This is a genomic window from Pelagibacterium halotolerans B2 (assembly GCF_000230555.1).
GTDB classification, from domain to species: Bacteria; Pseudomonadota; Alphaproteobacteria; order Rhizobiales; family Devosiaceae; genus Pelagibacterium; species Pelagibacterium halotolerans.
In genome coordinates this window covers 2563254-2586918 of sequence record NC_016078.1, presented here as the reverse complement: position 1 = coordinate 2586918, position 23665 = coordinate 2563254, and the positions used below count along the sequence as shown (strand labels likewise).

Here is a 23665-nt window from a genome sequence, read left to right as displayed (position 1 = left end):
GAACGATCATGCTCAATTGATTTTCGCTGAGTTCGGTTCAGAACCCGTGCGTCTCGGTGATCTCTGCGAGCGTGCCTGAGGCGGTCATTTCGGTTAGGGCCTGGTCGATCAGTTCGCGCAGGAAGGTGTTTCGCGACAGCATGACCATGCCGAAGCTGACATCGGGCACGCCCGGTCCGTCCGTCATCAGAGACCAGGTGGCCGGACCGTCGCCTTCAGCGGCCGCCAGGGCGAGCGCGGGCTCCCAGACGAATGCGGCCGCGACCGATCCCCGGTCGAGATTGCGCAGCAGTGCGCGGTGGTCGGGGTAGGGGATGCGGCGCCAACGCGGCTCGGCATTTGTCCCGATATAAGCGGCAAAAACCGCATCGGCACCGCTTCCCAGCCGCGTGCCGATGCGCACACCGGGTTGGGACGCCTCAAGAGTGGCGGGTCCATCCTTGATGGTTGCAAGCACGTAGCGGGTTGTCAGATAGGGCTGGCTGACCGTGAGCCAGTCGGGGAATGTCAGGCTGGTCATGGCAAAGCCGGTGAACACGTCGCAGCGGTTGTTCAGTTCGGCGAACAGGGCCTCCTCGCTGAGCGCGATCTGGAAATCGTGGGGCGGGGCGGGGAAGGGATAGCGAATTTCGCGCCACTCGGTTTCGAGCAGCAGCAGACTGGCGATCTCCTCGGCCACGGCGCGGTCGAATTGTTGCAGCGCCGAGGCGGAGGATGCGCAGAAGCGGATGGTTTCGGTGCCCGGCCGGCGCGGCGTTTCGAGATAATCGTCGGGGACGAAGGGGGTGTCGGGCGCCTGTGGGGACTGGCCCCAGGCGCCGGCCGCAACGATGCAGCTCAGACCCAGCGCGAGCGCCGTGCCGGAGAGGCGGGAGAGGATGGGGCAGGTTCTGGTCATCAACGATAGGGCGCCGCCCGGAACAACGCTCCGGGCGGCGGAAAAGCCGGATCAGGTGTTGGGCAGCGCAAAGACGAACAGATTGCTGTCGGTCGAGGGCTGGAACTGGGGAGCCAGCCGCAGGGCCGAGCCGCCCGCCAGGGAGGGGCCGGTCGAGACGGCGACATATTGCCGGCCTTCAACCTCGAAGGTAACCGGATAGCCCGATACCTGGGCGCCGAGATTGACCTCCCAAACGGTTTCGCCGGTGTTCTGGTCATAGGCGCGGAAAAAGCCCGCCACGTCACCCGCGAACAGCAGTTCGCTGCCCGTTGTGAGCACCGACAGGGTTGCCGCCGGGGTTTGGTTGAGCCACAGGGTTTCGCCGGTAGAAACGTCGATGCCGCGCATGCTGCCGACGAATTCCGAGCCCTCGGATACGCGCTGGCCGGTCATCGCGATCTGGTAGGCGCCGCCGCCGCCGACACCGGGAACGGTGCCCAGCGTGGTCACATCCATGCAGGTGTTGAAGAGCGAATAGTACATGGCGTTGTTGAGGGGGCTGTAGGCGCCGGTGAAGAAGTTCTTGCCGCCGTTCTGGCTGGGGCAGACGGCCACGGTCTGTTCGGGGCCATCGGGCACGACCGCGGCGTTCGTCGTCACCTCCCCGGTCGCCCCGTCGATCGATTCGACAACGTTCTGGTGCACGGTGGGGGTGGCCCACAGGAATTCGCCGGTTTCCCGATCGAGGGTATAGACGATGCCGGTCTTGCCCGGAACGCCGGTCACGACACGGTATTGGCGGCCCTCTTCGATATCGGGATTGATCCAGGCGACATCGTCCGCATCGGGCGCCACGACCGTATCGACAAGGAGGCGTTCGAACGGGTGGTCGAGATCCCAGTTGTCGATGAGGTGCTGGTAGTACCAGACCCGCTCGCCCGTATCGGCGTCCAGCGCGATTGTGGAATTGTGGTAGAGGTGCTGGTTTTCGGTGCCGCCCAGCATGAATTTGGGCGCAGGCGCGGTGACCGAGGTGCCGTAGATGATGAGGTTGAGTTCCGGATCATAGCTCGGGGCCATCCACGCGCCCACATGCCAGCGGCCTTCATAGGGCACGTCGCCCCAGCTCTCATCGCCTTCTTCGCCCTCGCGGGGAATATTGAGCGTGCGCCACAACAGCTCGCCCGATTCCGCGTCATGGGCCACCACGGCGCAGGCTTCGGGGCCGGCTGAAGGCTCGCAGCCGGCGGTCGAGATGATCTTGCCGTTGACGACGATCGGGCCGGTCGTGTGCTGGGCCGGAGTGACCTGATAGTCGTTGATCTGGGTTTCCCAGGCGATCTGGCCGGTCTGGGCGTCGAGCGCCAGCAGGTAGTTGTCGCCCGTCGTATCGATGATGACGTCGTCGTAGATGGCCAGGTTGCGGTTGATCTGGGTGAAAGGCATGTATTCGTTGAGATCGGCCGGCAACTCGCGTTCGTACCGCCAGGCCAGCGCGCCGGTGGCGGCGTCATAGGCCTCGATGATGTCGTTGGTCTGAGGAAAGAACATCCAGCCGTCATAAACGAGCGGGGTGCCTTCTCCGATCCCCGAGGCCAGACCACGGGTCCAGACAAGCTGGAGCTGGTCGGCATTGTCGGCGGTGATCTGGTCGAGCGGGCTGTAGCCCCAACTGTCGAGGGTGCGCCGGAAGCTCAGCCAGTTGGCCGGATCAGGGTCGAGGATCATTTCGTCGGTGACCGGCTGCCAGTCATCGCCCGGTGCGGCAAGGGCGGGGCCAGCCGCGAGCACGGCAGTCAGCGTCAGGATCGACGCCCCTTTCATCAGTGCTGAGTTTGTCATTGTGTCCTCCTCCACAGAGTTCAGTATCCGGGGGGAGGTTAGGGACGCGTCGTGCATCCCGCCTGCATGATCGTGATCCATGACCTGCACAAAATGGGACCGGAGACCCCAGGGTCCTAAAGCGAAATGGTCAGGCCGCCATCAACGTAGAGGGTGTGGCCGTTGACGAAGCTGGCGGCGTCGGAAGCGAGGAAGATGGCGGCGCCCTTGAGTTCGTCGAGATCGCCCCAGCGGCCGGCGGGGGTGCGGGCCTCGAGCCAGGCCGTGAATTTTTTGTCCTCGATCAGGGCCTTGTTGAGGGGGGTCCGGAAGTAGCCCGGGGCTATGGCGTTGACCTGCAGACCCTTGGCTGCCCAATCGGTGGCCATGCCGCGGGTGAGATTGCGCACGGCGCCCTTGGCGGCGGTATAAGGAGCGACCGAGGAGCGGGCGAGTTCGGAGGTCGCCGAGGCGATGTTGACGATCTTGCCGTGGCCGCGCCCGAGCATGAAGCGTGCGGCGGCCTGGGCGACGTAGAACACCGAATCGAGATTGGTTTTCATCAGCTCGTCCCATTTGTCGTGAGGGAAATCCTCGAGCGGGGCGCGGTGCTGCATGCCGGCATTGTTGATGAGGATATCGATGGGAGCGATCTCGGATTCGATTTTGGTGATGGCGGCCATAACGGCATCGGGATCGGTGACGTCGAAGGGGGCGATGTGGGCGTCGTGGCCGTCGGCTCTCAGAGCTTTTGCGGCGGCTTGAAGCTTTTGAGGATTGCGGCCGTTGAGGACGATGCGGGCGCCGTGCTGAGCGAGCCCTTCGGCGAGGGCATAGCCGATGCCCTGGGAGGAACCGGTCACGAGGGCGGTTTTGCCGGTGAGGTCGAAGAGGTTTGTCATGGGTGGGCTCCGGTATGGAAAGGTGAAGTAAAGGGAAGGCCCCCTCACCCGACGCTTCGCGCCGACCTCTCCCCCAAGGGAGAGGCAAGGCCCGGCGCTTGCGGTCTTGCCGACCTCTCCCTTGGGGGAGAGGTCGGATGGCGTAGCCAGACGGGTGAGGCGGCCTTACGACGCCCCTAATGATTATCCCTGGGTAATCCCTTGGATTGAGCGATGCGCTGGTAGGCGACGGCGGGTTTGAGGACGGCGCCGTCGCCGAGCTGGTCGACCATTGAGCGCTGGATCTCCTGCCAGGGGGTCTGGTGGGCGGGGAAAGGATGACCGCCCTTTGCGTTAAGGTCGGCGCGGCGGCGGGCCAGTTCGTCATCGCTGACCAGCATGTCGGCGGTGCCCAGCTTGAGATCGATGCGGACGCGGTCGCCGGTTTCGATCAGGGCCAGACCGCCGCCGGCGGCCGCTTCGGGAGACGCGTTGAGGATCGAGGGGGAGCCCGACGTTCCCGACTGGCGGCCATCGCCGATGCAGGGGAGCGAATGGATGCCGCGCTTGATGAGGTAGGAGGGCGGGCGCATGTTGACGACCTCGGCGGCGCCAGGATAGCCGATGGGGCCGGCGCCGCGCATGAAGAGCAGGGTAAACTCGTCGATTTCAAGGGAAGGATCGTCGATCCTGTGATGATAATCCTCGGGGCCGTCAAAGACGACGGCCTTGCCCTCGAAGGCGTCCGGGTCGTCGGGGTTGGACAGATAGCGCTGGCGGAATTCGGGCGAGATGACCGATGTCTTCATTATGGCGTTGTCGAAGAGGTTACCCGAGAGGACGATGAAGCCGGCGTCTTCGGTCAGCGGCGTTTCGAACGGGCGGATGACGTCAGAATCGAGGATGGGGGTGGCGCGGCAGTTCTCGCCGATGGCCCGGCCGTTGACGGTGGGGGCGTTCTCAAGGATCAGGCCCTTTTTCATCAGCTCGTTGATAACGGCGGGAACACCGCCGGCGCGGTGGAAATCCTCGCCCAGATATTGGCCAGCCGGCTGAAGATTGACCAGCAGGGGAATGTGATGGCCGTGGGATTGCCAATCCTCGATCTTAAGATCGACGCCGGCGTGGCGGGCGATGGCGTTGATGTGAACGGGGGCGTTGGTGGAGCCGCCGATGGCCGAATTGACGGCGATGGCATTGAGGAAATTGTCGCGGGTGAGGATATCTGAGGGCTTTAGATCCTCATGGACCATATCGACAATGCGCTTGCCGGTGCGCCAGGCTATGGCGGCGCGATCCTTGTGCGGGGCGGGGATGGCGGCCGAACCGGGAAGCTGCATGCCCAGCGCCTCGGCGAGCGAATTCATCGTGGTCGCGGTGCCCATTGTGTTGCAATAGCCGACCGAGGGGGCCGAGGAGGCGACCAGTTCGATAAATTCCTCATAGCCGATCTCGCCGGCGGCCATCATCTGGCGGGCCTTCCAGATGATGGTGCCCGAGCCGGTCCTTTCGCCCTTGAACCAGCCATTGAGCATGGGACCGACCGAGAGCGCGATGGCGGGAATATCGACGGTGGCGGCACCCATGAGCATGGCGGGGGTGGTCTTGTCGCAGCCTATGGTCAGAACGACGCCATCGAGGGGGTAGCCGTAGAGCACTTCGACGAGGCCGAGATAAGCCAGGTTGCGGTCGAGACCCGCGGTGGGACGCTTGCCGGTTTCCTGGATCGGGTGGACGGGGAATTCGAACGCGATGCCGCCGGCCTCGCGGATGCCTTCGCGCACACGCTGGGCGAGGACCATGTGATGGCGGTTGCAGGGGGAAAGGTCCGACCCGGTCTGGGCGATGCCGATGATGGGTTTTCCGGACTGGAGCTCTTCGCGGGTGATCCCGTAATTCATGTAGCGCTCGAGATAGAGCGCGGTCATGTCGGGGTTTTCCGGATTGTCGAACCAGGCGCGGGAGCGCAGTTTTTTCATAGGGTTTCTCCAGTTCCGCTGGTGGATGGCGCGGGGGAGGCGGCGCGCCTTGTCCTTTGCTCGCGGAGGTAAATGATAAAGCTCGAGGTGATGATGATGGCGGCGCCGATCAGCGTGAGGGGGCGCGGCAGATCGCCAAAGAGCAGGTAGCCCAGAATGATGGCCCAGGGCAGGAGCGTATATTGCAGCGGGGCGACGGCAGCGGCGTCGGCGAGCTTGACGGCGCGGTTGACACAGATATGGGCCAGCATGGCGACCACCCCGAGTGTGCCGAGCAGGAGGAAATCGGGGAGTGTGGGGGTGACCCAGCCGAAGGGGGTGAGGATCAGGCCGGCGACAAGGGCACCGGTGATCTGGAAGAAGACCAGCGTCTTGTCGGGCGTGCCGCGCAGGGTGCGGCCGGTGATGACCATCAGCGCGAAGGCCAGCGTGCCGACGACCGAGACCAGGATGGCGAGAGGATTGACCTCGCCCGAGGGGGTGAGTGCGACGAGGACGCCGACAAAGCCCAGGCCAATGGCGGCCCAGCGGATGGGGCCGACCTTTTCCTTCAAAAGGAAAGGCGACATGGCGGCGACATAGATCGGGGCGGCCAGCCAATAGGTCATGACGTCGGCCAGCGGCAGGAAATAGACGGCCCAGTAAAAGCAGAAGACTTCGGCGGTGGAAAAGACCACGCGGGCGAACTGGAGCATCGGGCGCTCGGCCGAAAGGATTGGTTTGAGGCCAGATTTCCAGAGGAAGGGCAACAGGATGACCAGGGCGACGGCGGAGCGCAGCAGAAGGACCTGGCCGACCGAATAGGTGGCGACCAGCCATTTGCCCATGGCGTCGTTGAGCGAGAACAGGAACATGGCCAACAGCATGATGAGCACGCCCATGCGGGCGGGCGACATTGGGGTGGCCGTTGCCTTGAGGCTGCTCATCTAGAGTTCTCCATTGGCATCGGAGCGCCGGTGGACGGCGTCGGGACGGGTAAAGAGTTCAGGCAGCAACTCTATGCCGAGACCGGCTGTATCGGGGAGGCTGATCTGTCCATTTTCAACCACCGGCAGGGCATCGACAACTTCGGTGTACCAGCCGGTATAGAGCGCGCGCACGGATTCCTGGATCATGGCGTTGCGGGCGTGGAGCGAGAACTGGCAGGAGGCCATGAACACCACCGGGCCGGTGCAATCGTGCGGCGCGACGGGGATTTGCCGGGCTTCGGCGAGGGCGGCGATCTTGCGGGCCTCGGAAATGCCGCCGCACCAGGAGAGATCGAGCATGGCGACGCCCGCAACGCCGGTGGCGAGATAGTCATGGAAGGCGTGGGGGTAGGCCAGCGTCTCGGACGCGCAGATCATCGCGTCGGTGTGGGGCGCGTAAGCCTTGAGCGTTTCGAGGCTATCCATGCGTACGGGGTCTTCGTGCCAATAGGTATCGTATGGCTTTAAGGCCCGGGCGATGCGCTGGGCGGCGGGCAGGCGCCAGAGGGAATGGAACTCGACCATGATGTCCATCCTGTCGCCGACCGCCTTGCGGATTTTCTCGAAGGGTTCGAGGGCGGTTTTCAGTTCTTCGGCGGAGATGTCGAGGCCGTGCGTGCGTTCGGCGGCGATATCGAAGGGCCAGATCTTCATGGCTGTGATCCCTTCATCGAGAAGGGAGAGGGCCAACTCGTCAGCGCGGTTCAAGAAGGCGTCGAGGTCTTCGTACGGGCCGGCGGGCTTTGCATCGAGGCCCCAGTTGTCGACGGATTGGGCGCGGTTGTCGCGGATATAGGAATAGCCGGCGCAGGTGTTGTAGGTGCGGATCGTATCGCGGGACTTGCCGCCGAGCGCGACCGAGACGGGGACGCCGAGCGCCTTGCCGAAAATGTCCCAGAGCGCGATGTCGACGGCCGAATTGCCGCGGGTTTCGACCCCGGCGCCGCGCCAGCCGAGATAGCCAATGAGATCGCGATTGATCGCTTCAATCTGGAGCGGATCGCGGCCGATCAGTTTGGGCGCGACTGTTTCATGGATATAGGCTTCCACGGCGGCGGCGCCGAGGAAGGTTTCGCCCAGCCCGGTAATGGCTTCATCGGTGCGGATCAGGACCCAGACCACATTGCCGAACCGGCCAAGGCGCAGGGTTTCGACGGCGGTGATCTTCATGGGAATATCCGGGGCGATGGTTAGTAAAAGGGCGGAGCCGTGGCCCCGCCCATCAACGTCGGGAGGGCGACGTTACTGGCCGCGGATGGCGGCGAGTTCGGTGTTGACGCGTTCGATGACGTCGGCGCCGATGGATTCGGCGCTGCGCTCGTAAACGCCGGCGACGGCCTCGCGGATTTCGGCCATGGCTTCATCGGAGATGTCGTTGACTTCGACGCCGGCGTCGATGATGCGCTGGAGCGACTCATCGGACAGGGCACGGCTGGCCTCACGCTGGGCGTCACGACCAACGATGGCGCAATCGAACAGGATCTGCTGCTCTTCTTGGGAATAGGTATCGAAGATCGGCTTGGAGATCAGCACCATGAAAGGGGTATAGGCGTGACGGGTGTTGGAGACGTAATCCTGCACTTCATAAAAGCGCGAGGTGTCGATGGTCACATAGGGGTTTTCCTGGGCATCGATGGCGCCGGTTTCCAGGGCCGTGAACACTTCACCGAACGCCATGGGCGTTGCGTTGGTGCCAAGGGTCTGGAAGGTGTCGAGGAAGATGTTGTTCTGCATGACGCGGACGCGCATGCCATCGAAATCTTCAAGGCTTTCCACCGGGCGGACCGAGTTGGAAAGGTTACGGAACCCGTTTTCCCAATAGGCGAGATTGACCAGATTGTGCTGGGGCATCATGTCGGCCATGTAGGTGCCGAATTCGCCGTCGAGCAGGGCGTCGGCTTCTTGTGCGCTGGAAAGAAGGAAGGGCAGGTCGAAGACGCCGAGGGCCGGTTCGATGGCGACCAGCGGCGAGGTCGAGGAAATGACCATTTCGAGCGTGCCCGACCGCAGGGATTGCGCCGACTGCAGGTCGTCGCCGAGGGATGACGACCAGAACGCATTGATGGTCCATGCGCCGCCGGTGGCTTCGTTTATACACTGGGTCATGGCGTCCACACCGTCGCCCACCGGGTGATCTTCGGCAACGCCATTGGCGATGCGGATGGTGCGGTCGGAAATCTGGGCGCTGGCCGGCAGGGCCACGCTCATGGCCAGCGCGACGGCCAGCGATGTGGTGATGATGGTTTTCATTGTTACTCCTCCATTGGTTTTGGTGGTGAAACCGGTCAGCGCAGCCAGTCGAGCGGCGTGAGCACGATTTCGGGGAACATAACGAGCAGGGCCAGCACGATGACCTGGGAGAGGATGAATGGCAGGACGCCATACACCACCTTGCCCATGGGCACGCGCGAAACCCCGCTGACCACGTTGAGCACGACGCCGACCGGCGGGGTGATCAACGAGATGCAGGTGGTCATCACAAAGATGATGCCGAAATAGATGGGATCGATCTCGGCCGCCCGGATCATGGGCATGAGCACGGGGGCAAAGATCAGGATGGTCGGAGCCAGGTCGAGCACCATGCCCACGACAAGCAGCAGCAAGACGATGCAGAACATCAAGAGCTTTGGATTGTCGATGAAGGGCTGGACCAGGCCGACAAGCTGATTGGGAATGTTGGCCGAGGTTATGAGCCAGGACGTGACCAGCGCGGCGGCGACCAGGAACATGACGATCGAGGTGGTCTTGGCGGCGTTGACGAACACCCGGTAAAGGCCGGCCCAGGTCAATTCGCGATAGACCACGCCACCCACGAAAAGAGCATAGACGGCGGCGGTGACTGCCGCTTCGGTCGGGGTGAAGACCCCGAACCGGATGCCGGCCAGGATGATGACGGGCATGAACAGCGCCCAGACAGCGGCGCCGGCAGCCTTGAAGCGTTCCCTGCCCGAGCTTTTGGGCAGGGCGACGACCTTTTCCGTGCGGGCGACGAAGGCCCACATGGCGGCGAGCGCCAGCGCCATCATCAGGCCCGGAACGATGCCGCCCAGAAACAGACCGGTGATCGAGACGTTGGCGGCGACACCGAAGATGATGTAGGCGAGCGAGGGCGGAATGACCGGCGCGACAATGCCGCCCGATGCCATCAACCCGGCGGCGCGGGGCACGTTATAGCCCGCATCGCGCATCATGGGCACGAGAATGGCGGCAAGCGCCGCGGAATCGGCGGCGGCCGAGCCCGACATCGACGCCATGATGACGGCGGCCATGACCGCCACAAAACCCAGTCCGCCCCTGATGTGTCCCACGCAGGTGACGGCGAAATGCACGATGCGGCGCGACAGCCCGCCCGCATTCATCAATTCGCCGGCCAGAAGGAAGAAGGGGATGGCAAGGAGCGTGAAGGTATTGGCGCCGGTGATCATCTGCTGGGCGATGATCTGGGTGTTGAAGATGCCCATGTAGGACATCAGGACGATGCCGGTTGTCAAAAGCGCGAAAGCGACCGGCAGGCCGATGGCGAGGGTGCCGAACAGGGAACCGAGAAAGACCAGGATGATCATATGGCCCGCTCCACGACCTGATTTTCTTCATATTCGCCGGCAAAGCGGGCGATATCGGCATCGGTGACGCGGCCGGTGACGATCTCGAAGATGCGGAACAGGGCGATGAGCCCGATACCCAGGGACGTGAAATAGCCCACGCCATAGACCCAGATCATCGACATGCCGACCACCGCGGCGGTCATCGAGGCGTTGATTGGGTGCTGGACCCAGGTGCCGTGGAAAAACACCACCGACGTCATCAGGATGATGAGGTTGGTGATGAGCATGCAAACGAGGCGTCCGCGCCGGCCGAACCGCCTGACGAGGGTTTCGACCCCTATATGGCCATGATCCCTGAAGGCCAGGACGGCGCCGATGAAGGTGAGCCAGACAAAGAAATAGCGGCTCATCTCCTCGGAAAAAGTCAGGCCGCTGTTAAAGCCGTATCGCAGCACGACATTGGTGGCGACCATGACCACCATGCCAAAAAGCAGCGCGGCCAGGACGAATTCGATCGCCTTTACGATGAGGTTGATGGCCCTAGTCATGAGCGCAACATCCCGCCCATGCCCAAAATTGCGCATTGCGCATGTTCAGGTCTCCTCCCATAGCGCTGTTGCTGCAAAGCGCTGTAAACACCGGCGGCACGGCGGCAGTTTTTCCTGCCAGTCACGAGCCGTCTGGACAAAGGCTTAAATGATAGCGTATGTCATTGTCAACGGCGTGCCGTATTGCAATGAGCACGCTGGAGGGAGATGGTGGGTAGAAAAGATAATATTTACAGGGCTGTAACGCTCAAAGATGTTGCCGCTGCGGCCGATGTCAGCGTTATCACGGCGTCGCGCGCGCTGCGGACGCCGGAGATCGTTTCGGACAAGGTTCGGGCGCGCGTTCAGGCGGCCGTGGATACGCTTGGTTATGCGCCGAACCAGGCGGCGCGGGCGCTCGCTTCGGCGACGACCTCGACCATCGGGGTGCTGATTCCCTCGGTGACCAACCTTGTGTTTTCCGACGTGATGCGCGGAATTTACGATGCCGTGGAGGGAACGCCCTATCAGGTGCAGTTGGGCAATACGCGCTACACCAACCGCAAGGAAGAAGACCTGCTCAAGGTGTTCGCCGCGCAGCGGCCGGCCGGGCTGATCGTTTCGGGGATCGACCAGTCGCAGACGGCGCGGGCCCTGCTTGAGAGTTTCGGCTGCCCCATCGTGCAGATCATGGATATCGGGCCAGATCCCATCGACATGATGATCGGGTTCGATCATCGGGAGGGGGGAAGGGCGGCGGTGCGCCACCTGCTCGAGAAGGGATATCGCCGTATCGGGTTTATCGGCGCGCGCATGGACCCGCGGGCGCAAAGGCGACTCGATGGCTATAGCGAAGTGCTGCATGGGGAAGGGCTTTACGACGAAAGGCTGATCCTGACCTCGCCGCAGGCGTCGTCGGTGACGCGCGGGAGCGAGATGTTTGCCGATTTCCTCGGCATGGCGCCCGATGCGGATGCTGTGTTCTGCAACAATGACGACATGGCGCTGGGCGCCCTGTTCGAATGCCAGAGGCGGCACATCCGTGTGCCGGGTCAGTTCGGGATCATGGGCTACAACGATCTCGATTACACAGCCGCCAGCAACCCCACGGTCTCGTCAATCCGGACCCTGCGTTACGACATGGGGTATCGGGCCATAGAGATGATCGTTGCCGCCTCCAAGGGCGAGCGCCCCGAGCCGGCTGTCGTGGACGTGGGGTATGAACTCAAGGCCCGTCAAAGCACGGACCGCAAACAATCCTGAGGTTCGGGAAGGACAGGTTCTCCATATGAATATCGTGATTATCGGAGCCGCCGGCATGGTCGGCCGCAAGCTCACGAGCGCGCTCGTTGCATCGGGCACGTTGGCGGGCAAGCAGATCGACGGGCTCACACTTGTCGATGTGATCGAGCCTGAAATGCCGCGGGCACCGGAGTTGAATATCACCACGCGGGCCATCGATATCGCCGATCCGAGCGTGGCCGAAACGCTGATCGCCGAGCGGCCCGATGTGATCTTCCATCTGGCGGCCATCGTTTCGGGGGAGGCTGAGCTCGATTTCGAAAAGGGCTACGCCATCAATCTCGATGGCACGCGGTATCTCTTCGAGGCAATCCGGCAGGCGGGCAAGAGCGAGCCCTATTGCCCGCGTTTTGTGTTTACGTCCTCGATTGCGGTTTTCGGCGCGCCGTTTCCCGACAAGATCGGGGACGAGTTTTTCCAGACGCCGCGCACCAGCTACGGGACGCAGAAGGCGATCGGGGAATTGTTGCTGGCCGACTATTCGCGGCGTGGGTTCCTCGATGGCGTCGGCATTCGCCTGCCGACCATCTGCATCCGTCCGGGCAAGCCCAACAAGGCGGCTTCGGGGTTCTTTTCGTCGATCCTGCGCGAGCCGCTGGTGGGGCTCGAGGCTGTGTTGCCGGTCAGCGAGGATGCGCGGCACTGGCATGCCAGCCCGCGCGCGGCAGTGGGGTTCCTGATTCACGCGGCAGAAATGGATACCACCGTGCTCGGGGCGCGGCGGAGTCTGAACATGCCGGGGCTTTCGGCGACGGTGGGCGAACAGATCGAGGCGCTGCGGCGGGTGGCCGGGGACAAGGCGGTGGCGCTGATCCGGCGAGAGCCCGATGCCATGACCGCCGAGATGGTCGAAGGCTGGGCCAAGGATTTCGATGCGTCGCGGGCGCTCGCCCTAGGGTTTAGGGCCGAAGCCTCGTTCGACGAGATCATCGCCATTCATATTAAGGACGAGCTGGGCGGGGAGCTGCTGAAATGAAAATTGCAATCGTGACCGGCGGTGGCACCGGAGTGGGCAGGGCGATTGCCAGATCGCTTTACGCCGACGGGTTCGCGCTGGCGCTGTTCGGGCGGCGGATTGAGGTGCTCGAAGCGACGGCCGCTGAAATCGATCCAGGCGGCGAGCGGGTGCTGGCGGTGTCGGTCGATATTGGGGACCGGCAAGCGGTCGGGCGTGCCTTCGAAACGGTGATCGCGCGCTGGGGGCGGCTCGATCTTCTGGTCAACAATGCCGGGATGAACGCGCCTTCGGTGGCGCTGGAAGATATTTCGGCGGCGCAATGGGACGAAGTGGTCGCAGCCAATCTGTCGGGGGCGTTTTTCTGCACGCAGTTCGCGTTCCGCCAGTTCAAGGCGCAAAGCCCCCAAGGCGGGCGGATCATCAACAACGGGTCGATTTCGGCCACGACGCCGCGCCCGCAATCGGCGCCTTATGTCGCGACCAAGCACGCGATCACGGGGCTGACCAAGGCTTCGGCGCTCGATGGGCGGGCTTTCAACATCGCCGTTGGGCAGATCGATATCGGCAATGCGTCAACGGACATGACGACGCGGATGTCGTCGGGCGTGCTGCAGGCCGATGGGTCGATGGCGGTCGAGCCGACCATCGATGACCATGACGGTGATGGCGACGCAGATGCCGTTCGTTGGCAGGGGGTAGTCGCGGGCGAGTCACGGACTCAGAAAGGCCCCCTCACCCCAACCCTCTCCCCCAAGGGAGAGGGGCAGGCAGTGGCTCGGGGCTGGCCAGCGGTCAAGTGCACCGGCGGGACGCTGGGTGAGCCCGGTAATTAGTAGTTCTAGGAAGAGACAAAGATGGACGGATCAGGGGTTTTCAACAAGGGCGTATTTCTGGGCCGGGTGCGGCTGGCAGAGGGCGGGCATCCGCGCATCGTGACGGTGCGGGATGGGCAGGTGATCGACATCACCGCCAAAGCCGCGCCGACGGTGCGCGATATTTGCGAGATGGACGATCCGTCCGGCTATGTGAAAAGCGCTCCGGGTGAAGCGGTTGCCGATCTTGATGCGGTGCTGGACGGCAAGGCGGAGGGCGTGACGCTGCTTTCGCCGGTCGATCTGCAGGCGGTCAAGGCGTCGGGAGTGACGTTCGTGGTGAGCCTGCTCGAGCGGGTGATCGAGGAGCAGGCCAAGGGCGATGCAGGGCGCGCCGATGCGCTGCGCGGGGAAATCCTTGCGCTGATCGGGGAGGATCTTTCCCAATTGGTGCCGGGCTCGGATGCGGCCATGGCGGTCAAGGCCAAGCTGGTCGAAAAGGGCGTCTGGAGCCAATATCTCGAAGTGGGGATCGGACCGGACGCTGAAATCTTCACCAAATGCCAGCCGATGGCCAGCGTCGGGCATGGGGCCGATGTGGGGCTGCACCCGATCTCGACCTGGAACAATCCTGAGCCGGAAGTGGCGCTGATCGTTTCGTCCAACGGCGACATTGTCGGAGCGACGCTGGGCAATGACGTCAATCTGCGCGATGTCGAGGGGCGTTCGGCGCTGCTTTTGGGCAAGGCCAAGGACAACAACGCTTCGGCGGCGCTGGGACCGTTCATCAGGCTGTTCGATGGTGGCTTTTCGCTCGACAGCGTCAAGCAGATGGAGATTGTGCTCGAGGTGGTGGGCCAAGACGGGTTCGTTCTGACGGGCGCTTCGTCGATGAGCCAGATTTCGCGGACGCCGGAATCGCTTGTGGCGGCGGCGCTAGGGTCTCACCATCAATATCCGGACGGACTGGCGCTCTATCTGGGGACGATGTTCGCGCCGGTGCAGGACCGCGACGGGGCCGGCAAGGGGTTTACGCACAAGCTGGGGGATTTGGTGACGATTTCGACGCCGATGCTGGGGGCGCTGGTCAACACGGTTCGGCTGTCTACCGAGTGCGCGCCGTGGACATATGGGCCAAGGGCACTGATGGGCGATCTGGCCAAAGCGGGGCTGCTTTAGGACCAATCGACATTCAGACGCTTTTTTCGTGCCCTGCGCTTCTCACTCCCCGGAATGACAGGTCGAGTTTAAGGTAAAGCCATCGCCATGCCGACTTCCGGTCCTCACATCCCTTTAGTACGCTCCGGTCCGGTTCTCGGCCATCACAATTTTCGCCTCATCCTGACCTGGATCTGGCACCCCTGGACCAAATTAAAAAGAGGTATCTCGTGGGCGAACCCATCCTGACATTCGATAGTTTGCTCGAGCCGATCGGCTCGGAACTGGCGGCGCGTTATGAGCTGATTTCGGCGGGCGATCCCAGGGCGCTGGAGCGGCTTTCCGAGTTCCGCGTGGCGATCACCAATGGCGGGCTGGGGATGGAAAGCGAATGGATCGAAAAGCTGCCCGATCTCGAGCTGATCGCCGTCAACGGGGTGGGCACCGACAGGATCGATCTCGATCTTTGCGCGTCGCGATCCATCCATGTGGCGACGACGCTGGGCGTTTTGACCGACGATGTGGCCGACATGGCCATGGGGCTGGTGATCGCCGCGATGCGCGCGTTCGGACAGGGGCAGGCTTTCGTGCGTTCGGGCGAGTGGGCGCAGGGCAAGAAGATGGGGTTGGCGCGGGCCCTCAAGGGCAAGACATTCGGAATCGTGGGGCTGGGGGCCATCGGCAAAGCGATCGGGGAACGGGCAGAGGCCTTCAAGTTCGATATCGGGTTCTGGAACCGTTCGGAAAAATCTGTCGAAGGCTGGACGGCGTTCGATACGCCGGTGGCGTTGGCGCAATGGGCCGATGTGCTGGTGGTCGCGGTGGCGGCAACGGCTGAAACGCAAGGGATGATCGACAAGACGGTTCTCGACGCGCTGGGGCGCGACGGGTTCGTGGTCAATATCGCCCGCGGGAGCGTGATCGACGAAGGTGCGCTGCTCGATGCGCTGGAAGCGAAGGCCATCGCGGGGGCGGGGCTCGATGTGTTTTTGAACGAGCCGCAGATCGATGCGCGGTTCTTAAAACTCGACAACGTGTTTCTCATCCCCCACCAGGGCAGCGCGACGGTCGAGACACGCACCGGGATGGCGCAGACGGTCAAGGACAATATCGACGCTTTTTTTGCCGGTAAGGTGCCGCCGACCTCGATCACGGCAAGCCGCTTTGCCTGATCGCTCTTGAGCGCGCCGCTTTACCCGATAAGGTGGCGGGAAGGAGGACCGGGGATGGGCGATCATTTCGGATCGATGGACGGAAAGCGCGTGCTCTATACGGGCGCGGCGGGCGGATTGGGCCTGCCCACGACGCTGAAACTGCTCGACGCGGGCGCGCAGGTCGTCGTTCTGGACAATGATGCGAAAAAAATAGCGCAACTGGAGGCGGCGGCCGATGGGGCGGCGGGGCTTGGGGTGGTGCAATGCGACCTTTCCGATCTTAAGGGATTGAGGGCAACGCTCGATGGGCTGATGGCAAAGGATGGCGGGTTCGATGTCGTCATCAACAATGCGGCGATCTATCCGTCCAAGCCGTTCGAGGATTTTACATTCGAAGAGATGCAACTGGTCCACAGGATCAATGTGGAGGCGGCATTGGTGTGCGTAATGGCGGCATTGCCTTCGATGAAGCAAAAGGGCTGGGGACGGATCATCAACATTTCCTCGATCACTGTGGCGGGTGCGTGGGACAATCTGGTCCCTTATGTGCAATCGAAAGCCGCGCTGATCGGGCTGGCCCGGGGCTGGGCGCGCGAGTTCGGCGCCTATGGGATTACCGTCAATGCGATCGCGCCGGGGGCGTTTCCGACCGATGCTGAGGCGATCCATCCCGACCGGGTGGCTTATGAGAAGCGCATCATCGACAGCCAGGCAATCAAGCGGCGCGGGCGCCCGGACGATATCGCCCATGCGCTGATGTTTCTGGCATCGGACAGCGCGGGGTTCATCACGGGCCAGACCATCAATGTCGATGGCGGCTGGATCATGAGATAGGGAGGGCCGCATGGCCGATATTTCGGGCAAGACCTGCCTCATAACGGCGGCGGCGCAGGGGATCGGGCGCGCTTCGGCGCTGGCGTTTGCGGCGGCGGGGGCGCGGGTTTTCGCCACCGATATCAACGAGACGCTGCTGGGTGAACTCGATGGCGTGTCGGGGATCGAGACGCGGGTGCTCGACGTGCTCTCGACCGAGGCGGTGGAGGCGTTGGTTACCGAGATCGGGACCGTCGATATCGTGTTCAATTGCGCGGGGATCGTGCATGGTGGCACGGTGCTCGAAGCGAGCGAAGCCGATATCGATTTTGCCCTCGAGCTCAATTTCAAGGCGCAGGCGCGCATGATCAGGGCGGTGCTGCCGGGCATGATTTCGCGCGGGGACGGAGCGATCATCAATATGAGTTCGGTGGCGTCCTCGGTGACGGGGGTGCCCAACCGGTTCGCCTATACGGCGTCCAAGGCGGCGGTGATCGGGCTGACCAAATCGGTGGCTGCCGATTTCGTGGGGCAGGGCATTCGCTGCAACGCGATTGCGCCGGGAACCGTCGACAGCCCGTCGCTGCAGGAGCGGTTGCGGGCGACAGGAGACTATGAAGCGGCGCGGGCGGCCTTCGAGGCACGCCAGCCGGTGGGGCGGCTTGGGACGCCGCAAGAGATTGCCGATCTGGCCGTCTATCTGGCGGGGGCCAGTTATACGACGGGACAAATCTACGCTATCGACGGAGGCTGGACCACTTAAATTCAGGTGAGGGCGGGCTGCGCACGGCGTCTGCCTGCGCTTCCGGTCCTCACGTATTTTTAATACGCTCCGGTCCGGTTCTCGACAGCCACCGTGCTCGCTCCACCCTGACCTGAATTGCACCATTACACGATAAGGAGACAAGAAGACCATGAAGCTCATGCGCGTTGGGGCCAAGGGGGCCGAGAGGCCGGCGGTTTTGCATTCGGACGGGACGATCCGGGATCTGAGCGGGATCGTTGACGATATCGCGGGGGATGTGCTGACGCCCGAGGGGCTGGTAAAGATTGCCGGGGCCGATCTTTCGGGGCTGCCGGAGTTGGACAAGAGCCTGCGGATCGGGCCGTGCGTGGGGCGGGTCGGCAAGTTCATCTGCGTGGGGCTCAATTATGCCGACCATGCCGCCGAAAGCGGGCTGGACGTGCCCAGGGAGCCCGTGCTGTTCATGAAGGCGACCAGCGCGATCTGCGGGCCCAATGACGATGTGATCATTCCGAAAAATTCGAGCCAGACCGATTGGGAAGTCGAGCTTGGCGTGGTGATCGGCAAGGAGGCGCGCTATGTGGACGAGGAAGATGCCCTCGATCATGTGGCGGGCTATTGCGTGGTCAACGACGTGTCCGAACGCGAATTCCAGACCAGGCGTTCCGGGCAGTGGGTCAAGGGCAAATCGGCCGATACGTTCGGGCCGATCGGGCCGTGGCTGGTGACCAAAGACGAGGTCAACGATCCGCAAAATCTCGGCATGTGGCTGGAGGTCGACGGGCATCGCTATCAGAACGGGTCAACCAGAACGATGGTGTTCGGGGTGGTGCGTGTGGTGAGCTATATTTCCCAGTTCATGAGCCTGCAGCCGGGCGATGTCATCACCACCGGCACGCCACCGGGCGTGGGCATGGGGATCAAGCCCGATCCGGTGTATCTCAGACCCGGCCAGACCATGCGCCTCGGCGTTGAAGGGCTGGGCGAACAGACCCAGAAGACCGTGGCCTGGCAGGGCTAGAACCTATCATATTGGAATGGAAGCGCCCCGGAGGCGGGCCCGGTCCGGCGCTATTCCACGGTGACCGATTTTGCCAGATTGCGGGGGCGGTCGACGTCCAATTTCCGCTCGACCGCCGTGTGGTAGGCCAATAGCTGGAGCGGAATGGCGGAAACGATGGGGGCGATTGCGGGATCGACCTGGGGCATGACGATGATCTCGGCTGCGTCGCCGCCCGCAATTTCGGCGCCCGGGGGGTCTGTGATGAGGATCACATGCGCTCCGCGCGCGGTGACCTCCTTGAGATTTGACAGGGTCTTGTCAAACAGCTCGTCGGTGGGTGCCAGCACGATAACCGGCGTGCCCTTTTCAACAAGCGCGATCGGCCCGTGCTTGAGTTCGCCCGCGGCGTAGCCTTCGGCATGAATGTAGGAGATTTCCTTGAGCTTGAGCGCGCCTTCGAGCGCCAGCGGATAGAACGGGCCGCGCCCGAGATAGAGCACGTCATGGAAATATGCCAGGCGCCGGGCGACCTGCTTCAATTGCGGCTCTGCCTTGAGCGCTTCGGACAGGGCGGCTGGAAGCAGCATGAGGGCGGCGATGCGCTTGTGCAGCATTTCGGGTTCGAGCGTGCCGCGTGCTTGGGCCGCCTTGAGGGCGAGGCAAAGCAGAACGGCGAGCTGGGAGGTGAAGGCCTTGGTCGAGGCGACGCCGATCTCGGCCCCGCACAGCAAGGGAAAGATCGTCGCTGACTCGCGCGCCATCGTGGATTCTTCGACATTGACCACCGAAGCGATGTGCTGGCCATTGGCCGCGCAGTGGCGCAGCGCGGCGAGGCTGTCGGCGGTTTCGCCGGACTGGGAAATCATCAGCGCCAGACCGCCCTCGGTCAGGCGCGGGTGGCGGTAGCGGAACTCGGAGGCGATGTCGATATCGAAGGGCAGGGCAGCATAATTTTCGAACCAGTATTTCGCAGTCGCCCCGGCATAGTAAGCCGATCCGCAGGCCGCGGCGGTAATTCGGGGCAGGGTGGTGAAATCGAAATCGAGCGAAGGCAGCGGGCGCAGCGCGCCGGTGGTCATGTCCAGAAACTGGTTGATTGCGCGGGCGATGGTCTCGGGTTGCTCGTGGATTTCCTTGGCCATGAAATGGGGATAGGGGAATTTGTCGGCGAGGTCGGCATAGGCGCCGAGTTCGCGCGAGGGGCGCTCGACGGGCAGGCCGAGATCGTTGAAGATTTCAGCGCCCTCGGGGGTTATGACCGCCCAGTCGCCATCCTCGAAATAGGTGATCGTGCGGGTGAACGGGGCGAGCGCCAGCGCGTCCGAGCCGATAAACATTTCGTTTTCGCCATAACCGAGCGTCAAGGGAGACCCGCGCCGGGCGGCGATCAGTTCGCGATCGTTATTCTTGAACAGGAACAGCAACGCGTATGATCCGCGCAATTTCGCCAGCGTGGATTGAACGGCCTGACGGGGCGTGGCGCCGTTGTCCATTTCCCGCGTTGCCAAAAGCGCAACGACTTCGGTGTCGGTTTCGGTTTCGGCCCGGTAGCCGTCAGCAGCCAGATCGGCGCGCAATTGCAGATAGTTCTCGATGATGCCGTTGTGGACAACGACGACATGGTGAGTGCCATGAGGGTGGGCGTTGTCCTCGGTGGGTGCGCCATGGGTTGCCCATCTGGTATGGCCGATGCCCGTGGTGCCTTCCAGCGGTGTTCGGCCGAGCTTTATGGCCAGATTTTCGAGCTTGCCCTGTGCCCGGCAGCGCATGATGGTCCCTGAAGCCTGGGTGGCGATGCCGGCGCTGTCATAGCCGCGATATTCGAGCCGGGTCAGCGCGCTGACCAGCCGTTCGGCCACCGGCCGGTTGCCTGCGATCCCGACAATGCCGCACATTTGTGGCCCTCCACCGGTTGGATGACATGCCGGTTTGGTAGTCGAGACGGTCCGGCCGATTATTGACAATCGTCAAGGTGCCGGCGCTGTGCTGTGGGAAAACCGGGGGCACGCGTATTTTCCGGGACGGCAATCATGGCATCACGCGAGAACGGTGGGCGCAGGCCCGGAAGGCCTTCGGGCCGGGGGGCGGTGCTGGGGCTGGGGCTTTTGAGCATAATCTCCAACCTGTTGCTGCTGACCGGGCCGCTGTTCATGCTGCAGATCTATGACAGGGTGCTGGCGAGCAAGTCGGTGCCCACCCTCATGGCTCTTACCGGGCTGGTTATCGGGCTCTACGGGTTTTACAGCGTTATCGAGATCGTGCGCAGCCGCATGGCGACGCGCTATTCGGTTCTGGCCGCGGCGCGGCTGACTCGCCCGGTCTTTGCACAGGTCGTCGCCTCAAGCGCATCGTCCCGAAGGGGGACCGAGGGCGACCCTATCCGGGATGCCGAAACCCTGCGCCAGTTCCTGGCCGGAGCCGGGCCGATGGCGTTGCTCGATCTGCCCTGGGTGCCGATCTATCTCTTCATCGTCTTTGCCTTTCACCCCATGCTGGGCTGGCTGGCATTGGCCGGGGCCGGGGTGGTGAGCGTGCTCATGATCCTCAACGAGTGGTCGTCCCGCGGACCGTCGCGCGATGCCAATGCCGCCGCCAATGCGCGCCAGAGCCAGCACAGCGATCTTGCGACAAACGCAGAAGCGGTGCTGGCCATGGGCATGCGCGAAACGCTTGCCGACCGCTGGGAGGCAGCCAACACCAAGATGCTGATGACCCAGGCCCGCGCCGCAGACCGTGCCACCATTTTTTCGGCGCTGACCAAGGGGTTCCGGCTGCTCTTGCAGTCCGGTGTTCTCGCGATGGGCGCCTATCTCGCCATTGGGGGGGAGATATCGGCGGGGCTGATGATCGCCGCGTCGATCGTTACGGCGCGCGCGCTCTCCCCTGTGGAACAGGCCGTTGCGAACTGGCGTGGTTTCGTGGCCGCACGCCAGGCAAAGGCCCGGCTCAAGACCGTGCTGGCCGAAGCGAAAGGCAAGCCCGAGCGGGTCGCCCTGCCGCTGCCGAAGTCCAGTCTTGGGGTTTCCGATCTTGCCATCTCGCCATTGCCGGATGGGCCGGCGCTGGTCTGCGGGGTCAATTTCGAGCTCAAATCGGGCGAGGCCATGGGGGTGCTGGGAACGTCGGGGTGCGGAAAATCATCGCTTATCCGTACGCTGATGGGCATCTGGCCGGCGCGGAGCGGTGTCGTCCGGCTCGATGGGTCCGAGCTCTCCCATTACGATCCCGACCGGCTGGGCATGGCGCTGGGCTATCTGCCCCAGACGGTGGAACTGTTTGCCGGCACCGTCGCGCAAAACATCGCCCGCTTCCGAAGCGATGGGGAGTTCGAGGACGTGCTCAAGGCGGCCGAGGCAGCGGGCGTGCATGAGCTGATCGCGTCGCTGCCGCATGGTTATGACACGCCGATCGGGCCGCAGGGCGCCATGCTTTCCGCCGGCCAGCGTCAACGCATCGGGTTGGCCCGGGCGCTCTATGGCGATCCGTTTCTGATCGTGCTCGACGAGCCCAATTCCAACCTCGACGCCGCCGGGGACGCTGCATGCAATGCGGCAATCGCCGGGGCCAAGGCGCGCGGGGCGATCATGGTCATCGTTGCCCACCGTCCGACCGCCATCGCGGCCGTCGATACGATCCTGTTCCTTCAGGACGGCCGCCAGGCCGCCTTCGGTCCCAAGGATGCCGTACTGGCCTCGATCACCGCCCAGCCGGCCTCCCTCGATATCGCCCGGAAAGCGAGACGGAAATGAGCGCCATCGACATCGAATATGCAACGGCGCGCAGCCTTGGCCGCCATGGCCTGCTCGGCTCGGTTGCCATCATGACGCTGGTGGGCGGGCTGGGCTTCTGGGCTGCCATCACGCCGCTTTCGGGAGCCGTGGTGGCCGGGGGGAGCGTGGTCGTCGATGGGGGCGTGCGCCGTGTGCAGCATCAGGAAGGCGGTATCATAAGCGAAATTCTGGTGCGCAACGATGCCGAAGTCGAGGCGGGCCAAACCCTGGCCGTGCTCGACGGCACTTCGGTTGCGGCCAATATGGCGGTCATCGAGGCGCAATTGGGAGAGGCCTATATCCGCCGGGCCCGGCTGCTGGCCGAAGCGGCCGGTTCGGCCGGCATGGCGTGGGCAACCGAACTCGATGGACTGGCCAATATCGAGCGTAATCGCGCCCTGTTTGCGGCTGAAGACCGCCTTCGCGCCTCCCGCGCCGCAGCTCTTTCCACCCAGATTGCCCAACTGGGCGAACAGGTCGTTCAATTGGAGAACCAGGTTGCAGGACTTGGAGCCCAGCGCGACGCGGTGATCGCCCAGGTCGATATTCTGACCGAACAGTTCGACAGATTGTCCACGCTCCTGTCCCAGGGGCTCGTGGAAGCAAGCCGGGTGAGCGAATTGGGCCGCCAGATCGCGCAGCTCGATGGCGAGAGTGCTCGCATTGCCACAGAGATCGCTCGCGGCCATGCGGCGACCGCCGAGCGCAGGCTGGAGATATCGCAGGTGCAGGAATCCTACCAGAGCGAGGTTCTGGGACAGTTGCAGGAAACCGGCCAGCAGATTGCAGAACTCGAGCAGCAAAGGGTTGCCGCTCAGGACAGGCTCAACCGTCTCGTCATACGCGCACCGATTGCCGGCATCGTGCATCAGATGCAGATTACAACGCTGGGTGGCGTTGCCGGCGCGGGGGAAACGCTCATGCAGATCGTTCCCCAGGATGACGAGATCATGGTCGATGTGCGCATCAATCCGCTCGATATCGACAAGCTCGCCATCCAACAAACCGTCACATTGCGGCTTTCGAGCTTCAATGCGCGCTCGACACCCGAATTGGCCGGACTGGTGGACAGGATCTCTCCCGATCTGACACGGGATGCTGCGTCAGGCATGCAGTTTTATGTCGTCAGGGTGCGCCTTCCGGCCGATGAACTCAACAAATTGCCCGAAACGGCGCGGCTGATTCCGGGGATGCCCGTTGAGGCGTTTTTTGCGACGGGAGAAAAGACCGTTCTGAGCTATCTCGCCAAACCGGTCATGGACCAGCTCTCACTGGCCTTCCGCGAGGACTGAGACCAATCCCAGACCGAAAAAAGAGGCCCCCGGGCCTCTTTTTCGTGCACGGACGGA

The 23665-nt window shown here is 63.2% G+C and carries 19 protein-coding genes and 1 pseudogene; 10 read left to right on the top strand and 10 right to left on the bottom strand.

Annotated features, from left to right (window positions below; translation table 11 throughout):
- Positions 1-37: 37 nt before the first annotated feature.
- The 9 genes from KKY_RS12570 to KKY_RS12530 form a co-directional block, all read right to left on the bottom strand.
- Positions 38-898 (bottom strand): substrate-binding periplasmic protein, encoded by an 861-nt coding sequence (locus tag KKY_RS12570; protein ID WP_041528746.1) that lies wholly within the window; start codon positions 896-898, stop codon positions 38-40.
- A gap of 51 nt (positions 899-949) precedes the next feature.
- On the bottom strand, positions 950-2722 hold the full coding sequence (locus KKY_RS12565; RefSeq protein WP_014131739.1) for a pyrroloquinoline quinone-dependent dehydrogenase: 1773 nt from the start codon (positions 2720-2722) through the stop codon (positions 950-952).
- A gap of 116 nt (positions 2723-2838) precedes the next feature.
- Complete coding sequence (locus KKY_RS12560; protein WP_014131738.1) at positions 2839-3603, bottom strand: SDR family oxidoreductase; 765 nt, start codon at positions 3601-3603, stop codon at positions 2839-2841.
- A 176-nt stretch (positions 3604-3779) separates the two neighbouring features.
- The gene (locus KKY_RS12555; RefSeq protein ID WP_014131737.1) at positions 3780-5561 is read right to left on the bottom strand and encodes an IlvD/Edd family dehydratase; all 1782 of its coding nucleotides are present in this window, start codon (positions 5559-5561) and stop codon (positions 3780-3782) included.
- Positions 5558-6487 carry a DMT family transporter gene (locus KKY_RS12550; RefSeq protein ID WP_014131736.1) on the bottom strand — a complete coding sequence of 310 codons (930 nt, stop codon included), beginning with the start codon at positions 6485-6487 and terminating at the stop codon, positions 5558-5560. The genes KKY_RS12555 and KKY_RS12550 overlap by 4 nt, the downstream gene beginning before the upstream one ends.
- Positions 6488-7699: a mandelate racemase/muconate lactonizing enzyme family protein gene (locus tag KKY_RS12545; RefSeq protein ID WP_014131735.1), complete on the bottom strand. Its 1212-nt coding sequence runs from the start codon at positions 7697-7699 to the stop codon at positions 6488-6490.
- A 72-nt stretch (positions 7700-7771) separates the two neighbouring features.
- Positions 7772-8779 carry a TRAP transporter substrate-binding protein gene (locus KKY_RS12540; RefSeq protein WP_014131734.1) on the bottom strand — a complete coding sequence of 336 codons (1008 nt, stop codon included), beginning with the start codon at positions 8777-8779 and terminating at the stop codon, positions 7772-7774.
- A gap of 35 nt (positions 8780-8814) precedes the next feature.
- Complete coding sequence (locus KKY_RS12535; protein ID WP_014131733.1) at positions 8815-10092, bottom strand: TRAP transporter large permease subunit; 1278 nt, start codon at positions 10090-10092, stop codon at positions 8815-8817.
- Entirely contained in the window at positions 10089-10622 is a 534-nt protein-coding gene (locus KKY_RS12530; RefSeq protein ID WP_014131732.1) for a TRAP transporter small permease, read from the bottom strand. Before KKY_RS12530 ends, KKY_RS12535 begins: the two co-directional genes overlap by 4 nt.
- 210 nt (positions 10623-10832) lie before the next feature.
- Here KKY_RS12530 and gntR point away from each other — a divergent pair, with 210 nt between their 5' ends.
- The 8 genes and pseudogenes from gntR (at position 10833) to KKY_RS12490 (ending at position 18564) form a co-directional block, all read left to right on the top strand.
- A complete protein-coding gene (gene gntR, locus KKY_RS12525) occupies positions 10833-11864 on the top strand; it encodes an HTH-type transcriptional regulator GntR (protein WP_014131731.1) in 1032 nt (343 codons plus the stop codon).
- 25 nt (positions 11865-11889) lie between these two features.
- Entirely contained in the window at positions 11890-12879 is a 990-nt protein-coding gene (denD, locus tag KKY_RS12520; protein ID WP_014131730.1) for a D-erythronate dehydrogenase, read from the top strand.
- Positions 12876-13560: pseudogene (locus tag KKY_RS12515) on the top strand (SDR family oxidoreductase). Before denD ends, KKY_RS12515 begins: the two are co-directional and overlap by 4 nt.
- Before the next feature lie 155 nt (positions 13561-13715).
- Positions 13716-14852, top strand: coding sequence for a fumarylacetoacetate hydrolase family protein (locus KKY_RS12510; protein WP_014131728.1), 1137 nt, complete (start codon positions 13716-13718; stop codon positions 14850-14852).
- Positions 14853-15061: 209 nt separating this feature from the next.
- Complete coding sequence (locus tag KKY_RS12505) at positions 15062-16003, top strand: 2-hydroxyacid dehydrogenase (RefSeq protein WP_014131727.1); 942 nt, start codon at positions 15062-15064, stop codon at positions 16001-16003.
- 54 nt (positions 16004-16057) lie between these two features.
- Positions 16058-16819, top strand: a complete 762-nt coding sequence (locus KKY_RS12500; RefSeq protein ID WP_014131726.1) for an SDR family NAD(P)-dependent oxidoreductase — start codon at positions 16058-16060, stop codon at positions 16817-16819.
- A 10-nt stretch (positions 16820-16829) separates the two neighbouring features.
- Positions 16830-17561, top strand: a complete 732-nt coding sequence (locus tag KKY_RS12495) for an SDR family oxidoreductase (RefSeq protein ID WP_014131725.1) — start codon at positions 16830-16832, stop codon at positions 17559-17561.
- Positions 17562-17712: 151 nt separating this feature from the next.
- Positions 17713-18564: a fumarylacetoacetate hydrolase family protein gene (locus KKY_RS12490; RefSeq protein WP_014131724.1), complete on the top strand. Its 852-nt coding sequence runs from the start codon at positions 17713-17715 to the stop codon at positions 18562-18564.
- Positions 18565-18614: 50 nt separating this feature from the next.
- Here the strand turns inward: KKY_RS12490 and glmS are convergent, their stop codons facing one another.
- Positions 18615-20441: a glutamine--fructose-6-phosphate transaminase (isomerizing) gene (gene glmS / locus KKY_RS12485; protein ID WP_014131723.1), complete on the bottom strand. Its 1827-nt coding sequence runs from the start codon at positions 20439-20441 to the stop codon at positions 18615-18617.
- Between the two features lie 135 nt (positions 20442-20576).
- Here glmS and KKY_RS12480 point away from each other — a divergent pair, with 135 nt between their 5' ends.
- The gene (locus tag KKY_RS12480) at positions 20577-22295 is read left to right on the top strand and encodes a type I secretion system permease/ATPase (RefSeq protein WP_139305049.1); all 1719 of its coding nucleotides are present in this window, start codon (positions 20577-20579) and stop codon (positions 22293-22295) included.
- The gene (locus KKY_RS12475; RefSeq protein WP_014131721.1) at positions 22292-23608 is read left to right on the top strand and encodes an HlyD family type I secretion periplasmic adaptor subunit; all 1317 of its coding nucleotides are present in this window, start codon (positions 22292-22294) and stop codon (positions 23606-23608) included. Before KKY_RS12480 ends, KKY_RS12475 begins: the two co-directional genes overlap by 4 nt.
- The last annotated feature ends 57 nt before the right edge of the window (positions 23609-23665 follow it).

Coding starts and splice junctions, on each gene's coding strand:
- KKY_RS12570 (WP_041528746.1), bottom strand. CDS start 898: ATGACCAGAACCTGCCCCATCCTCTCCCGCCTCTCCGGCACGGCGCTC.
- KKY_RS12565 (WP_014131739.1), bottom strand. CDS start 2,722: ATGACAAACTCAGCACTGATGAAAGGGGCGTCGATCCTGACGCTGACT.
- KKY_RS12560 (WP_014131738.1), bottom strand. CDS start 3,603: ATGACAAACCTCTTCGACCTCACCGGCAAAACCGCCCTCGTGACCGGT.
- KKY_RS12555 (WP_014131737.1), bottom strand. CDS start 5,561: ATGAAAAAACTGCGCTCCCGCGCCTGGTTCGACAATCCGGAAAACCCC.
- KKY_RS12550 (WP_014131736.1), bottom strand. CDS start 6,487: ATGAGCAGCCTCAAGGCAACGGCCACCCCAATGTCGCCCGCCCGCATG.
- KKY_RS12545 (WP_014131735.1), bottom strand. CDS start 7,699: ATGAAGATCACCGCCGTCGAAACCCTGCGCCTTGGCCGGTTCGGCAAT.
- KKY_RS12540 (WP_014131734.1), bottom strand. CDS start 8,779: ATGAAAACCATCATCACCACATCGCTGGCCGTCGCGCTGGCCATGAGC.
- KKY_RS12535 (WP_014131733.1), bottom strand. CDS start 10,092: ATGATCATCCTGGTCTTTCTCGGTTCCCTGTTCGGCACCCTCGCCATC.
- KKY_RS12530 (WP_014131732.1), bottom strand. CDS start 10,622: ATGACTAGGGCCATCAACCTCATCGTAAAGGCGATCGAATTCGTCCTG.
- denD (WP_014131730.1), top strand. CDS start 11,890: ATGAATATCGTGATTATCGGAGCCGCCGGCATGGTCGGCCGCAAGCTC.
- KKY_RS12510 (WP_014131728.1), top strand. CDS start 13,716: ATGGACGGATCAGGGGTTTTCAACAAGGGCGTATTTCTGGGCCGGGTG.
- KKY_RS12500 (WP_014131726.1), top strand. CDS start 16,058: ATGGGCGATCATTTCGGATCGATGGACGGAAAGCGCGTGCTCTATACG.
- KKY_RS12495 (WP_014131725.1), top strand. CDS start 16,830: ATGGCCGATATTTCGGGCAAGACCTGCCTCATAACGGCGGCGGCGCAG.
- KKY_RS12490 (WP_014131724.1), top strand. CDS start 17,713: ATGAAGCTCATGCGCGTTGGGGCCAAGGGGGCCGAGAGGCCGGCGGTT.
- glmS (WP_014131723.1), bottom strand. CDS start 20,441: ATGTGCGGCATTGTCGGGATCGCAGGCAACCGGCCGGTGGCCGAACGG.
- KKY_RS12480 (WP_139305049.1), top strand. CDS start 20,577: ATGGCATCACGCGAGAACGGTGGGCGCAGGCCCGGAAGGCCTTCGGGC.
- KKY_RS12475 (WP_014131721.1), top strand. CDS start 22,292: ATGAGCGCCATCGACATCGAATATGCAACGGCGCGCAGCCTTGGCCGC.